The following is a 13156-nucleotide window of genomic DNA, read 5'->3' on the forward strand; positions in this document are numbered from 1 at the left end:
TTTATGCTTTCCTAACGTTACCTCACCTTTTTAAAGGAAGAACAGGTTTGACAGCCTCATTACAACACTATCTGGTTATTACCGCGTTGGGTGCTGACCGCCCAGGCATCGTGAATACGATCACTCGTCACGTCAGCAGCTGCGGCTGTAATATTGAAGACAGTCGGCTGGCCATGCTTGGCGATGAGTTTACGTTTATCATGCTGCTTTCCGGCTCGTGGAATGCAATTAACCTGATTGAATCCACTCTGCCGCTGAAAGGCGCCGAGCTGGATCTGCTTATCGTGATGAAGCGTACAACCGCGAGGCCACCTCAGGCGATGCAGAACACCGTCTGGGTTCAGGTTGAGGTGCCGGATTCGCCGCATATCATTGAGCGGTTTACGGCGCTGTGCGATACGTGGAAAATGAACATTGCCGAGCTGGTTTCCCGCACTCAGCCCGGAGCGAACGACGAGTCAGCACAGCTTTTTATTCAAATCACCGCCCACAGCCCGACTACGCAAAATGCATCAAATATCGAACAAGCGTTCAAAGCCCTATGTACAGAACTGAATGCACAAGGCAGTATTAACATTGTTAATTATTCACAGCATGATGAACAGGATGGAGTTTGAGTGATGAACCCACTGAAAGCCGGTGATATTGCACCGAAATTTAGCTTACCGGACCAGGACGGCGAGGAAGTAAATTTGACCGACTTCCAGGGACAGCGTGTTCTGGTTTATTTTTATCCGAAAGCCATGACCCCGGGCTGCACCGTACAGGCGTGCGGTTTACGCGATAATATGGACGACCTGAAAAAAGCAGGCGTTGAAGTACTGGGTATCAGTACGGATAAACCAGAAAAACTCTCCCGTTTCGCCGAAAAAGAGCTGCTGAACTTCACTCTGCTGTCTGATGAAGATCATCAGGTATGCGAGCAGTTCGGTATCTGGGGTGAAAAAACCTTTATGGGGAAAACCTACGACGGTATCCATCGTATTAGCTTCCTCATCGACGCCAACGGCAAAATCGAACATGTGTTTGATGATTTCAAAACCAGCAATCACCACGACGTGGTGCTGAACTGGCTGAAAGAAAACGCCTGACGCTAAGACAAACGCAAGACGCCGGGTCGTTCTCAACCACCCGGCGTCTTTTTTTAGGGCATTCCTTGCGGCTTCGCGCTAATGCTCGTCTTCCACTATCAGGCCATCCGGCCAGGCGTGCACCACCGCTTTGATGAGCGTCGCCAGCGGGATAGCGAAGAACACGCCCCAGAATCCCCACAGACCGCCAAAAATAACCACCGACAGAATAATGACCAGCGGATGCAGGTTAACGGCTTCCGAGAAGAGTACCGGCACCAGCAGGTTGCCGTCCAGCGCCTGAATAATCAGGTACACCGCAAACAGGCTCCAGAACTCGGTTCCCGCGCCAAACTGGAACAACGCCACGCCCACCACCGGAATGGTGACCACAAACGCGCCGATATAGGGGATTAATACCGAGAACCCCACCAGCACCGCCAGCAGCAGCGAATAGTTAAGGCCAAAAAGGATAAAGCCAATCCACGTCGCTACGCCGACGACGATCATCTCCAGCACCTTACCGCGAATATAGTTGGTAATTTGCTGGTTCATCTCTTTCCACACCTGCCCGGCCAGGCCGCGGTTGCGCGGCAGCACCCGGCGCACGGCATTAAGCATCTGCTCTTTATCTTTCAGCAGAAAGAAAACCATCAGCGGCACCAGCACCAGGTAGACCGCCAGGGTCAGCAGCCCGACCAGGGAGGCCAGCGAATATTTCACCACCGAGTCGCCGACGGTTAACATGCGGCTGCGCATATTCTCCGCCATCGCGTCGATAATGCCGGCATCCATTAAGGCCGGATAACGGCGCGGCACCGTGGCGGCGAAATCGGAAAGTTTATTCAGCATCCCGGGCATATCGCGAATCAGATAAATGCCCTGCTGCCAGGCAACCGGCATCACCACAAACGCCATCAGCAGCAGAATGCCGACGAACAGAATCAGAACGACCGAGGTGGCCCAGGTACGTGAAAACCCGATACGCTCCAGTCTGACGGTGGGCCACTCCAGCAGATAGGCCAGAACAATCGACACTAACAAAGGTGCCAGCAGGCCGCTGAAGAAAAACATAATGCCGAACCCAGCCAGCAAAATGACCAGCAGCGCTATCGCCTCCGGGTCGCTGAACCGACGACGGTACCACTGCATTAACATCTGGAGCATAAAACCCTTCCCTGAAGAGCGGAGCTGTAACAATCTCAGGAATTGTATCGAAATGTCACAAAAAAGACTTCGCTTTTTATGGGTAAAACCACAAACATTACTGGCCGGATGAATATCATATTTGCAACGCCGCGAACGACGGCTAAACTCGCTGGACCTGCTTGCGGTCAGGGAACATTACGCCGCACAATCGGTCAAACTGGCACACCTACATTACAGGACAGAGGTTATGTTCAGGCAGTTGAAGAAAACGCTGGTGGCGACCGTCATAGCGTCGCTGACGCTGGGTTCAATATTACCTGCTTTTGCCGATACCGCAGACACTCTGCCGGACATGGGCACCTCCGCAGGAAGCACGCTCTCCATCGGCCAGGAAATGCAGATGGGAGATTACTACGTGCGCCAGCTGCGCGGCAGCGCGCCGTTAATCAACGATCCGCTGCTGGTGCAGTATATTAACGGTTTAGGCATGCGCCTGGTGTCGCACGCCAATTCCGTTCGCACCCCGTTCCACTTTTATCTGATTAATAACGATCAAATAAACGCCTTTGCTTTCTTCGGCGGTAACGTCGTACTGCACTCGGCACTGTTCCGCTATTCAGATAACGAAAGCGAGCTGGCGTCAGTAATGGCGCACGAAATTTCTCACGTCACCCAGCGCCATCTCGCCCGCGCGATGGAAGACCAAAAGCGTAACGCTCCGCTGACCTGGGTCGGCGCGCTGGGGTCGATTCTGCTGGCGATGGCCAGCCCGCAGGCCGGAATGGCCGCGCTGACCGGCACCCTGGCGGGCAGCCAGCAGGGGCTGATCAGCTTTACTCGTCAAAACGAAGAAGAGGCCGACCGCATTGGCATTCAGGTCCTTCAGCGCTCCGGGTTCGACCCGCAGGCAATGCCGGCGTTTATGGGTAAGCTGCTCGACGAGTCGCGCTACTCGACCCGGCCGCCGGAAATGCTGCTGACCCACCCCTTACCGGAAAGCCGTCTCGCCGACGCCCGTAACCGCGCCAATCAGATGCGCCCGGTTGTCGTGCAGTCCTCCGCTGACTTCTACCTGGCGAAGGCCAGAACGCTGGGCATGTACACCTCCGGCGATAATAAGCTGGGCAATGACCTGCTGAGCAGCTGGGAAAAAGGCAATATTCGCCAACAGCACGCCGCCCAATACGGCCGCGCGCTGCTGGCAATGGGCAACAACAACTACGATCTGGCGCGCAAAACGCTGCAGCCGCTGCTGAGCGCCGAACCGCAGAACGCCTGGTACCTTGACCTGGCGACCGATATCGATCTCGGGCAAAAGAGAGCCACCGACGCGATTAATCGCCTGAAGAGCGCCCGCGAGCTGCGTACTAATCCGGTGCTGCAGCTCAACCTCGCCAACGCCCTGCTGGAAGGCGGGCAGCCGGGGGAAGCGGCGACGATCCTTAACCGCTATACCTTCAATAATAAAGATGACGTCAATGGTTGGGATTTGCTGGCGCAAGCGGAAGCTAAACTGGGAAATCGCGATCAGGAGCTGGCAGCCCGAGCGGAAGGCATGGCGCTGGTTGGCCGACTCGATCAGGCCATTACCCTGCTCAGCAGCGCCAGCTCACAGGTAAAATTAGGCAGTCTGCAGCAGGCCCGCTACGATGCGCGTATCGATCAGCTGCGTCAGCTGCAGGAACGCTTCAAACCGTACCAGAAAATGTAAGGAGACCTCATGTCCGATACGGTCAAAATCTATCACAACCCGCGCTGCTCCAAGAGTCGCGACACGCTGAGCCTGCTGAAGGCTAACGGCATCGACCCCGAAGTGGTGCTCTATCTGGAGACGCCGCCGGATGCCGCCACGCTGCGCCAGCTGCTGAAGATGCTGGGGATGGCCAGCGCGCGCGACTTAATGCGCCAGAAAGAAGATCTCTATAAATCCCTCGATCTCGCTAACCCGCAGCTTAGCGAAGATGCGCTGATCCAGGCGATGGTTGATAATCCAAAGCTGATTGAACGGCCTATCGTCGTTAGCCACGGCGAGGCCCGTATCGGTCGCCCGCCGGAGCAGGTTCTGGAAATCGTTAACTAAGTTGTTGATCCTCAGGCCGCGGCCCGCTAAAGCTTGAGGATCTCTTTCACGAAAGGAATGGTCAGCTTGCGCTGGGCGGTAATGGAAGCGCGATCGAGCTGATCGAGCGTCATAAACAGCGAACGCATTTCGCGATCCAGCCGCTTAAGCAGGAACCGACAGACGTCTTCCGGCATTTCGAAACCGCGCAGTCTGGCGCGAAGCTGAAGCGCCTGGAGCTTGTCTTCATCCGACAGCGGCTGCAGCTTGTAGATTTGCCCCCAGTCAAGACGCGAAGCCAGATCCGGCAGGCCAAGCTTGAGCTGGCGCGGCGGTCGGTCGCCGGTAATCAACAGCCGGGTTTTACCGGACTCGAGAATGCGGTTGTAGAGGTCGAAAATCGCCATTTCCCACAGTTCATCGCCCGCTACGCACTCAATATTATCGATACAAACCAGCGACAGGTGCTCCATCCCGTCCAGCACTTCAGGAACAAACCACGTCCGTTTATCCAGGGGTACGTAGCCCACCGCATCGCCGCGCTGGGAGAGCTCCGCGCAGGCCGCGTGCAGGAGATGGCTGCGCCCCGCCCCTTCGCGTGACCAGATGTAGATGTATCCGCTATGTTCCTGCCGCAGCACGTTCTGAAGGGCGGCAAGAAGAGAAGGGTTATCGCCCGGCCAGAAACTCGCGAAAGTTTCATCATCGGGAAGATACAGTGGCAAAGAGAGCTGTGCCGGTGCGTTCAGATGGACCTCAACATAGGCTTGCAGAAAAACGCGGAGAGTTTAGCACAGAAATACGCAAGGAGAGAACCGGGCAGGATCGCCGCCCGGTATAAGGATCAATGTTTTGCTTCTTCGCTATCCGCGGCGTCGAGAACCACCTCTTCCGGACGCAGCACGCTAATCAGTTTGAAGATCAGGCTCAGCCCGACGCCAACGATGGTCGCCAGCGCCATGCCTTTCAGCTCGGCGGCGCCGATATGCACTTTTGCCCCGCTGACGCCGATGATCAGGATAACGGAGGTCAGAATCAGGTTCTGCGCCTTGTTGTAATCGACTTTAGATTCGATCAGCACGCGAATACCCGAAGCGCCGATAACCCCGTACAGCAGCAGCGAGACGCCGCCCATTACCGGCAGCGGGATAATCTGGATCGCCGCCGCCAGCTTGCCGACACAGGAGAGCAGAATCGCGATGATCGCCGCGCCGCCGATAACCCAGGTGCTGTAGACGCGGGTGATCGCCATCACGCCAATGTTCTCGCCGTAGGTGGTGTTTGGCGTGGAGCCAAAGAAGCCGGAGATCACCGTAGACAGGCCGTTGGCAAACATTGAACGATGCAGGCCCGGATCGCGGATCAGATCTTTTTTGACGATATTGGCCGTGACTACCAGATGTCCAACGTGCTCGGCGATCACCACCAGCGCGGCGGGGAGAATGGTGAAAATCGCAAACCATTCAAAGCGCGGGGTGTAGAAGGTCGGCAGCGCGAACCAGTGGGCCTCGGCGATGGGCGTGGTATCGACGACGCCCATCACGAAGGAGAGCGCGTAGCCGACCAGGACGCCGATTAAAATCGGGATAATCGCCAGGAAACCGCGGAACAGCACCGAACCGAAAACCGTCACCGCCAGCGTCACCATCGAAATAATAATGGTTTTGCTGTCCGGCGATTGCCCGTCAGCGGGCAGCAGACCGGCCATATTCGCCGCCACGCCCGCCAGCTCCAGGCCGATAACTGCGACAATCGCGCCCATCGCCGCCGGCGGGAACATCACGTCCAGCCAGCCGGTTCCGGCTTTTTTGACAATAAAGGAGACGATGCAAAACAGTACGCCGCACATGATAAAGCCGCCGAGAGCGACTTCGTAGCCCAGCGGCAGCAGAAGCAGCACCGGGGAGATAAACGCAAAGCTCGATCCAAGATAAGCCGGAATTTTGCCTTTGCAGATGAAAAGATATAACAGCGTTCCGATGCCGTTAAACAGCAGTACCGTGGCCGGGTTGATATGGAACAGAACGGGCACCAGTACCGTTGCGCCAAACATGGCGAACAGATGTTGCAAACTAAGCGGGATTGTCTGTAAAAGCGGCGGTCTTTCACTCACCCCGATAGCACGGCGCGTCATGGCATTTTCCTCTGAGAGTCGTTTGTTGATTGCTGTTGGTGTGTTTTATTCAAAAAAAAGCCGACTCTCAAAGTCGGCTTTTTCTACTTCATCATTTATTTCGTACCAAAAATCTTATCGCCGGCGTCGCCGAGTCCCGGAATAATGTATCCGTGCTCGTTCAGGCCCTGGTCGATGGACGCGGTGTACAGCTCAACGTCCGGATGCGCTTTCTCCAGCGCGGCGATGCCTTCCGGCGCCGCCACCAGAACCAGCACCTTAATGCTGGAGCAGCCCGCTTTTTTCAGCAGGTCGATGGTGGCGATCATGGAGCCGCCGGTCGCCAGCATCGGGTCAACCACCAGCGCCATGCGTTCGTCGATGTTGGATACCAGCTTCTGGAAGTAAGGCACCGGCTCAAGGGTCTCTTCGTTACGATAGATGCCCACCACGCTGATACGCGCGCTCGGCACGTGCTCAAGCACGCCTTCCATCATCCCCAGACCCGCGCGCAGAATCGGCACTACGGTAATTTTCTTGCCTTTGATCTGCTCAATTTCTACCGGGCCGTTCCAGCCTTCGATGGTGACTTTTTCGGTCGCCAGATCGGAAGTAGCTTCATAAGTCAGTAAGCTGCCAACTTCTGAGGCGAGTTCACGGAAGCGTTTGGTGCTGATGTCGTGCTCACGCATCAGGCCCAGCTTGTGTTTGACGAGTGGGTGTTTCACTTCCACGATCTTCATTCTCTTTCTCCTCTGAGGGGCAGCCACAAAAAAAATCGCCGGATTATACCGCCTTTTTCCTTTTACGCCATAGCCGATATGTTTGACCGGGATCAACCAAAATGCTTTACGCTGCCTGAGCCAGTATAAGACAAAATAAAAAAACCCCGCGAAGGCGGGGCTGAATGGGGCTTTACGGCCGTTTATAGATTTTCGCCGTTGCTGCCGATAACCTGCTGATACCAGGCAAAAGATTTCTTACGGCTACGTGCCAGCGTACCGTTGCCCTCATTATCTTTATCCACGTAGATAAAGCCGTAGCGTTTTTTCATCTCACCGGTTCCCGCGGAAACCAGGTCGATACAGCCCCACGGGGTATAGCCCATCAGGTCGACGCCATCCTCAACAACCGCTTTTTTCATCTCGGCGATATGGGCGGAAAGGTAGTCAATACGATACTGGTCATCCACCGAGCCGTCCTCTTCGCGCACGTCGATGGCGCCAAAGCCGTTCTCCACAATAAACAGCGGCAGCTGGTAATGGTCCCAGAACCAGTTCAGGGAGTAGCGCAGCCCGACCGGATCAATCTGCCAGCCCCAGTCTGACTTCTGCACGTACGGGTTGGAAACCAGACTCTTGCTTTCATCGTAATCCAGCTGCGGATTATCATCCGTTGCTTTTGTGGCGAACGACATATAGTAGCTAAAGCCGATATAGTCGACGCAGCCCTGAGTCAGCGCCACGCGGTCTTCTTCGGTGATGTCCAGCGCAAAACCGCGACGCTCGAAGTAGTTCAGCAGGTGCTGCGGATAGCGGCCGCGCACATGAACGTCGGTAAACCAGTAGCGGCGATGCATGGCGTTCATCGCCATCATCATGTCGTTGGGCGCGCAGCTCAGCGGGTAAATCGGACACATGGCGATCATGCAGCCAATCTGCAATGACGGGTTAATTTCGCGGGCGGCTTTAACCGCCAGCGCGCTGGCGACCAGCTCATAGTGCGCCGCCTGAAACATGACCGGCTCGCGGTCCTCCCCCGGCAGATATTTCAGTCCGGAGTTGGTGAACGGCGCAAAATCTTCGTGGAAGTTGGCCTGGTTATTGATCTCATTGAAGGTCATCCAGTACTTCACTTTGTGCTGGTAGCGGGTAAATACCACCCGGGCAAAGCGGACGAAGAAATCAATCAGTTTACGGTTACGCCAGCCGCCGTACTCCGTCACCAGATGGTACGGCATTTCGAAGTGGGAGAGCGTAATCACCGGCTCAATACCGTGCTTCAGGCACTCATCGAACAGGTCGTCGTAAAACTGCAGCCCGGCCTCGTTAGGTTCTTGCTCATCGCCCAGCGGAAAGATGCGCGTCCAGGCAATGGAGGTGCGGAAGCATTTGAAGCCCATTTCGGCAAACAGGCGAATGTCATCTTTATAGCGATGATAAAAATCGATCGCTTCGTGGTTGGGGTAGTTTTTCCCCGGCAGCACGCCATCGGTGATTTCGCGCGGTACGCCGTGCGCGCCTGCGGTCATCACGTCGGCGACGCTCACCCCTTTACCGCCCTCTTTCCAGCCGCCTTCCAGCTGATGCGCCGCCACCGCGCCGCCCCACAGAAAACCTTCTTTAAATCCGGACATGTTCTCTCCCTATGCGCAGTCGCCGCTCTGCGACCGGTATTGCTGATTGAAATGGTAAACCGCGCCTACCAGCCCGGCATCGTTGCCGTGGCTGACGGTGTCGATATATTCCGCAATGCCAAACCAGGCCAGATGTTCGCGCAGCAGCGCCAGAAAGCCCGGTCGTTCCACAATCCCGCCGCCGATCAAAATCGTTTGCGGGTCGAATAAGTTGACGAGGTTGTAAAGCCCGGTACCCAGGCCGTTAAAGAATTCAGCGACCAGACGTCGACAGGTGGCGTCGCCCGCATCGTAGCGGTCAAAAATCTCTTCGCCAGTGACGTCATCCAGCGCCTTGCCGATATGTTCAGCGTAGCGATGGCGCAGCACGCGCAGCGTGCAGTTTTCGTTCATCGAATAGCGCCGCACATCGCGGGTGCCCGGACGCGCGGTTTGCATATAGCCGAACTCGCCGGCGCGGAAGCGCGCGCCGTGGACCAGCTGGTTATTACAGAAAATCGCCCCGCCGATGCCGGTGCCGATGGTCAGGACCAGAAAGTTGCTCATGTCGGCGGCTTTCCCCCGCCAGCGCTCGGCCAGCAGCACGCAGTTGGCATCATTCTCAATGGCCACGGGCAGGCGAACCTGCTGCTCAAGCCAGCGTTTGATGGCGAAGTTATCGAATTTACGGATGGCGCCGCCCATTTCGATAAAGCCGGTGTGCGGGTTAACGTAGCCGGGCGCGCTGATTGCCACCCCTTCACACGCCGGGTGAGCGGCGATCCACGCCAGCATCGCCTGCAGGATCTGGTCGCCGTCGCTGTCGACGATGTTCTGCTTTCCTTTCTCCAGCAGCGTGCCTTCGCGCGTCATTACCCCCATTTTTAACGCCGTGCCACCGATATCAAATGCGGCAATGTTCATCCTCAGCTTTCCTCCAGAATCCATCACATTCGCGGTTTATCTCTCCAGAAATCAGGAAAGAAACCGGTTTCACTGGCATGATGATTATTCCCGACAACGCTGGCAAGCAGAAGAATGTACCCGGTTTCATTTTCGTGAACAGTATCAAATTTGCGCACTTAACGGCCGTTTTGCATCGGCTGCAAAGCAGGCTCGCAAACGTTTGCTATCCCTGTTAGAATTGCGCCGTTTTTTATTGCTACCGCAAACGCGTGGAGACTTCGCAGTGACCGATAAAACCTCTCTCAGCTATAAAGATGCCGGCGTGGATATTGATGCAGGCAACGCTCTCGTCGACCGTATTAAGGGCGTGGTGAAGAAAACCCGCCGCCCGGAAGTGATGGGTGGACTGGGCGGATTCGGCGCGCTGTGCGCGCTGCCGCAGAAGTATCGCGAACCGGTTCTGGTCTCCGGCACCGACGGCGTCGGCACCAAGCTGCGTCTGGCGATGGACCTCAAGCGTCACGACACTATCGGTATCGACCTGGTCGCTATGTGCGTAAACGACCTCGTGGTTCAGGGCGCAGAGCCGCTGTTCTTCCTTGATTACTACGCGACCGGCAAACTGGATGTCGATACTGCGTCGAGCGTAATCAGCGGCATTGCCGAAGGTTGTCTGCAGTCAGGCTGCGCGCTGGTGGGCGGCGAGACGGCGGAAATGCCCGGCATGTACCACGGCGAAGATTATGACGTGGCCGGTTTCTGCGTTGGGGTGGTAGAAAAATCAGAAATTATCGACGGCAGCAAAGTGGCCGATGGCGACGTGCTGGTGGCGCTGGCTTCCAGCGGCCCGCACTCTAACGGCTACTCTCTGGTGCGCAAAATTATCGAAGTCAGCGGCGTTGATCCGCAAACCACCGATCTCAACGGTAAGCCGCTGGCCGACCATCTGCTGGCGCCGACCCGCATTTATGTGAAATCCGTACTCGACCTGATCGCCAACGTTGACGTGCACGCCATCGCCCACCTGACCGGCGGCGGCTTCTGGGAAAACATCCCGCGCGTGCTGCCGGACAACACCCAGGCGGTCATTGATGAATCCTCCTGGCAGTGGCCGGACGTGTTCAACTGGCTGCAAACCGCGGGTAACGTTAGCAGCCACGAAATGTATCGCACCTTTAACTGCGGCGTCGGCATGGTCATCGCGCTGCCGGCGGAAGCGGCGGATAAAGCCATTGCCTTCCTGAACGACAAAGGTGAAAGCGCGTGGAAAATAGGGTATATCAAAGCCTCTGATTCCGAACAGCGTGTGGTCATTGAATGAAAAACATCGTGGTGCTGATTTCCGGTAACGGTAGCAACCTGCAGGCGATTATTGACGCCTGCGCCCGGAAAAAAATCAACGGCACCCTGCGTGCAGTCTTCAGCAACAAGGCCGACGCGTTCGGCCTTGAGCGCGCGCGCGCGGCCAATATTCCGGCTCACGCGCTCGCCGCCAGCCAGTTTGCCAACCGGGAAGCTTTCGACCGCGAGCTGATGCACGAGATCGATGCTTACGCGCCGGATCTGGTGGTTCTCGCCGGCTACATGCGTATTCTTAGCCCGGCTTTTGTCGCCCACTACCAGGGGCGCATGCTGAATATCCACCCTTCCCTGCTGCCAAAATATCCGGGGCTGCACACCCATCGTCAGGCGCTGGAAAATGGCGATGAGGAGCACGGGACGTCGGTGCATTTTGTGACCGATGAGCTGGACGGAGGTCCGGTGGTTCTGCAGGCAAAGGTGCCGGTTTTCGCTGAAGATACCGAGGACGACATTACCGCCCGCGTACAGGCGCAGGAACACGATATCTATCCCCTGGCTATCAGCTGGTTTGTCGATGGCCGCCTGCGCGCGGAAGGAAACGAAGCCTGGCTTGATGATGTTCCTCTTCCACCGCAGGGATATGCGGCAGAAGAGTAAACTTTCCCGCCTCTGGCGTCCGCTGGAGGCGTTTTTCATTAGCTCAGGTTTCCCGCACGGATGACCGCTCGCATTTTTCCAGACACAGCGCTTGCGTATTCCAGCCTGCCGGTAGGGGAACTGGACGCTGCCAATCAAGTTCTCTGATGACTAAATCGGAAACCCCCTGCGCAAACAGGACGGGTAGCCCTCCGGGATAGGGTTCGACTCCCCAGGCCTTTCCCGTTTCTGGGTTGAGGCACCAGGCGTTATCGATACCCATTCCTGTTGGCGAAAGAGGATTACACGGCGGACGAATATCATAATTCCCCTGCCGACCGTGGCAATGCAGTCGCTGGGTAAGCTGAATACTCTCGAGTCGTATTCGGTTGATCATGGAAGGGGTTTCACTGTGCATATTGATGGCGCCTTCACATTCTCCGCAAAGCCCACGAAACTGGATTTGCGTAATCTCACCGGGCTCGATCTGCGGATTCCTGCGGCGCGCGGAGAGGAAAATCGGGTCCGCCTCCCCCCAGTGACAGGCTGGCGCCGCCACACACTCAAAAGTCATGCTGGTAAAGAGCATTCTTCGTAGCCGGCCGCCATCTCGTGAAATCAGGCCGATACCGCGATTCGAATCATAGATAGTGCAGTTGCTGACCACAATATCTTCAATATCTTGCCAGGTTTCCGTGCCGATTTTAAAAGCGCAGCTTTTTGAGCGCAGGGTACAATTGACGATCGTCACCTGACGTAAAGGACGTTGGATAGCCGCCGGTTTATCGGTGGTTTTCAGACAAATTGCATCGTCCGCCGCACTAAAAAAACTATTAGCAACGTGTACCTGCTGACAGCTATCGATATCCAGCGCATCAGTATTTGCCATTGTCAGATCGTTATCGACGGTAATGCCATCCATCACCACCTGTGAACATGAAACAAGATGAATTGTCCACATCGGCGCATGGTGTATACAGATATTTTCCAGCCTGACCCGCTGGCAATTTTCCAGAAGAATCATGCGCGGCCGCTGTTCGGCGGGCGTGCGATAGCCCATATCATCAACCGATGAGGAGAACCAACCATCGGCATTACCGTAAATAGTACCGCCCCCACAAATCGAGATATTTTCGGCATCCTGGGCATAGAGGAAAGCCCGGTCTGAGCACTCTGCGCGGCTTAAGGCCACTGCCTGGGTGAAGTCAGCATAATTATCGCTGACGATGAGTTCTGCACCGGGTGACAACCACAGGCAGGTGTTTGACCCCATGCGTAACCCGCCAAGGTAATATTTTCCACTTTCCACCACCAGCGTACCGCCGCCCGCTTGCGATAAGGTATCCAGCGCTTTTTGAAAAATCTCAGTGTCGCGAGTAATACCATCTGCGTGCGGGCGCCAGTTTGAAAGAAAAATGTTCATAGGATTTCCTGAGATGAAATGGGAATGCTATCTGAACACAGTCATTATCGATCGCCGTAGGGCAAAACAGCATCGACATAAGTAATCTGTCGCCGTTCTCACAACGTCCTTTTTTCCCGCAGTTCATCTGTGATTTCGGACACATTTCTTCTCGCTCCTTCCG

The 13156-nt window shown here is 55.9% G+C and carries 13 protein-coding genes; 6 read left to right on the top strand and 7 right to left on the bottom strand.

Annotated elements, in window-relative coordinates; translation table 11 throughout:
* Positions 1-47 precede the first annotated feature (47 nt).
* On the top strand, positions 48-617 hold the full coding sequence (locus tag BJF97_RS21300) for a glycine cleavage system transcriptional repressor (protein WP_004123480.1): 570 nt from the start codon (positions 48-50) through the stop codon (positions 615-617).
* A 3-nt stretch (positions 618-620) separates the two neighbouring features.
* Entirely contained in the window at positions 621-1091 is a 471-nt protein-coding gene (gene bcp / locus BJF97_RS21305) for a thioredoxin-dependent thiol peroxidase (protein WP_004104423.1), read from the top strand.
* A 78-nt stretch (positions 1092-1169) separates the two neighbouring features.
* On the opposite strand, the gene BJF97_RS21310 is transcribed toward bcp, so the two are convergent.
* Entirely contained in the window at positions 1170-2237 is a 1068-nt protein-coding gene (locus BJF97_RS21310; RefSeq protein WP_004123481.1) for an AI-2E family transporter, read from the bottom strand.
* Between the two features lie 229 nt (positions 2238-2466).
* Between BJF97_RS21310 and bepA the strand changes: the two genes are divergently transcribed.
* On the top strand, positions 2467-3930 hold the full coding sequence (gene bepA / locus BJF97_RS21315; protein ID WP_032693128.1) for a beta-barrel assembly-enhancing protease: 1464 nt from the start codon (positions 2467-2469) through the stop codon (positions 3928-3930).
* A 9-nt stretch (positions 3931-3939) separates the two neighbouring features.
* The gene (arsC, locus tag BJF97_RS21320; protein ID WP_004853095.1) at positions 3940-4299 is read left to right on the top strand and encodes an arsenate reductase (glutaredoxin); all 360 of its coding nucleotides are present in this window, start codon (positions 3940-3942) and stop codon (positions 4297-4299) included.
* Positions 4300-4325: 26 nt separating this feature from the next.
* Here arsC and BJF97_RS21325 read toward each other — a convergent pair whose 3' ends face one another.
* The 5 genes from BJF97_RS21325 to bglK all read right to left on the bottom strand — a co-directional run bounded on the left by BJF97_RS21325 (position 4326) and on the right by bglK (position 9650).
* Positions 4326-5027 (bottom strand): DnaA inactivator Hda, encoded by a 702-nt coding sequence (locus BJF97_RS21325; RefSeq protein WP_211800913.1) that lies wholly within the window; start codon positions 5025-5027, stop codon positions 4326-4328.
* Positions 5028-5122: 95 nt separating this feature from the next.
* On the bottom strand, positions 5123-6412 hold the full coding sequence (gene uraA, locus BJF97_RS21330; RefSeq protein ID WP_004853099.1) for a uracil permease: 1290 nt from the start codon (positions 6410-6412) through the stop codon (positions 5123-5125).
* A 95-nt stretch (positions 6413-6507) separates the two neighbouring features.
* The gene (gene upp, locus BJF97_RS21335; protein WP_004123492.1) at positions 6508-7134 is read right to left on the bottom strand and encodes a uracil phosphoribosyltransferase; all 627 of its coding nucleotides are present in this window, start codon (positions 7132-7134) and stop codon (positions 6508-6510) included.
* Between the two features lie 182 nt (positions 7135-7316).
* Positions 7317-8747 carry a 6-phospho-beta-glucosidase gene (locus tag BJF97_RS21340; protein ID WP_032693130.1) on the bottom strand — a complete coding sequence of 477 codons (1431 nt, stop codon included), beginning with the start codon at positions 8745-8747 and terminating at the stop codon, positions 7317-7319.
* Positions 8748-8756: 9 nt separating this feature from the next.
* Complete coding sequence (gene bglK, locus BJF97_RS21345) at positions 8757-9650, bottom strand: beta-glucoside kinase BglK (protein WP_014230345.1); 894 nt, start codon at positions 9648-9650, stop codon at positions 8757-8759.
* A gap of 265 nt (positions 9651-9915) precedes the next feature.
* Here bglK and purM point away from each other — a divergent pair, with 265 nt between their 5' ends.
* Together purM and purN are read left to right on the top strand one after the other, a co-directional pair.
* A complete protein-coding gene (gene purM / locus BJF97_RS21350) occupies positions 9916-10953 on the top strand; it encodes a phosphoribosylformylglycinamidine cyclo-ligase (protein ID WP_004853107.1) in 1038 nt (345 codons plus the stop codon).
* Positions 10950-11591 carry a phosphoribosylglycinamide formyltransferase gene (purN, locus tag BJF97_RS21355; protein ID WP_014230347.1) on the top strand — a complete coding sequence of 214 codons (642 nt, stop codon included), beginning with the start codon at positions 10950-10952 and terminating at the stop codon, positions 11589-11591. Before purM ends, purN begins: the two co-directional genes overlap by 4 nt.
* 43 nt (positions 11592-11634) lie before the next feature.
* On the opposite strand, the gene BJF97_RS21360 is transcribed toward purN, so the two are convergent.
* Positions 11635-12993 carry a glycoside hydrolase family 28 protein gene (locus BJF97_RS21360; RefSeq protein ID WP_032693131.1) on the bottom strand — a complete coding sequence of 453 codons (1359 nt, stop codon included), beginning with the start codon at positions 12991-12993 and terminating at the stop codon, positions 11635-11637.
* Positions 12994-13156 lie beyond the last annotated feature (163 nt).

The organism is Klebsiella sp. LTGPAF-6F (assembly GCF_001753185.1).
In the GTDB taxonomy this organism is placed as follows: Bacteria; Pseudomonadota; Gammaproteobacteria; order Enterobacterales; family Enterobacteriaceae; genus Klebsiella; species Klebsiella michiganensis.

What these genes read in the sequence shown, in the direction of transcription:
- BJF97_RS21360 (WP_032693131.1), bottom strand. Translation starts at nt 12,993, where the DNA reads ATGAACATTTTTCTTTCAAACTGGCGCCCGCACGCAGATGGTATTACT.
- upp (WP_004123492.1), bottom strand. Translation starts at nt 7,134, where the DNA reads ATGAAGATCGTGGAAGTGAAACACCCACTCGTCAAACACAAGCTGGGC.
- purN (WP_014230347.1), top strand. Translation starts at nt 10,950, where the DNA reads ATGAAAAACATCGTGGTGCTGATTTCCGGTAACGGTAGCAACCTGCAG.
- bglK (WP_014230345.1), bottom strand. Translation starts at nt 9,650, where the DNA reads ATGAACATTGCCGCATTTGATATCGGTGGCACGGCGTTAAAAATGGGG.
- bcp (WP_004104423.1), top strand. Translation starts at nt 621, where the DNA reads ATGAACCCACTGAAAGCCGGTGATATTGCACCGAAATTTAGCTTACCG.
- BJF97_RS21340 (WP_032693130.1), bottom strand. Translation starts at nt 8,747, where the DNA reads ATGTCCGGATTTAAAGAAGGTTTTCTGTGGGGCGGCGCGGTGGCGGCG.
- bepA (WP_032693128.1), top strand. Translation starts at nt 2,467, where the DNA reads ATGTTCAGGCAGTTGAAGAAAACGCTGGTGGCGACCGTCATAGCGTCG.
- arsC (WP_004853095.1), top strand. Translation starts at nt 3,940, where the DNA reads ATGTCCGATACGGTCAAAATCTATCACAACCCGCGCTGCTCCAAGAGT.
- uraA (WP_004853099.1), bottom strand. Translation starts at nt 6,412, where the DNA reads ATGACGCGCCGTGCTATCGGGGTGAGTGAAAGACCGCCGCTTTTACAG.
- BJF97_RS21310 (WP_004123481.1), bottom strand. Translation starts at nt 2,237, where the DNA reads ATGCTCCAGATGTTAATGCAGTGGTACCGTCGTCGGTTCAGCGACCCG.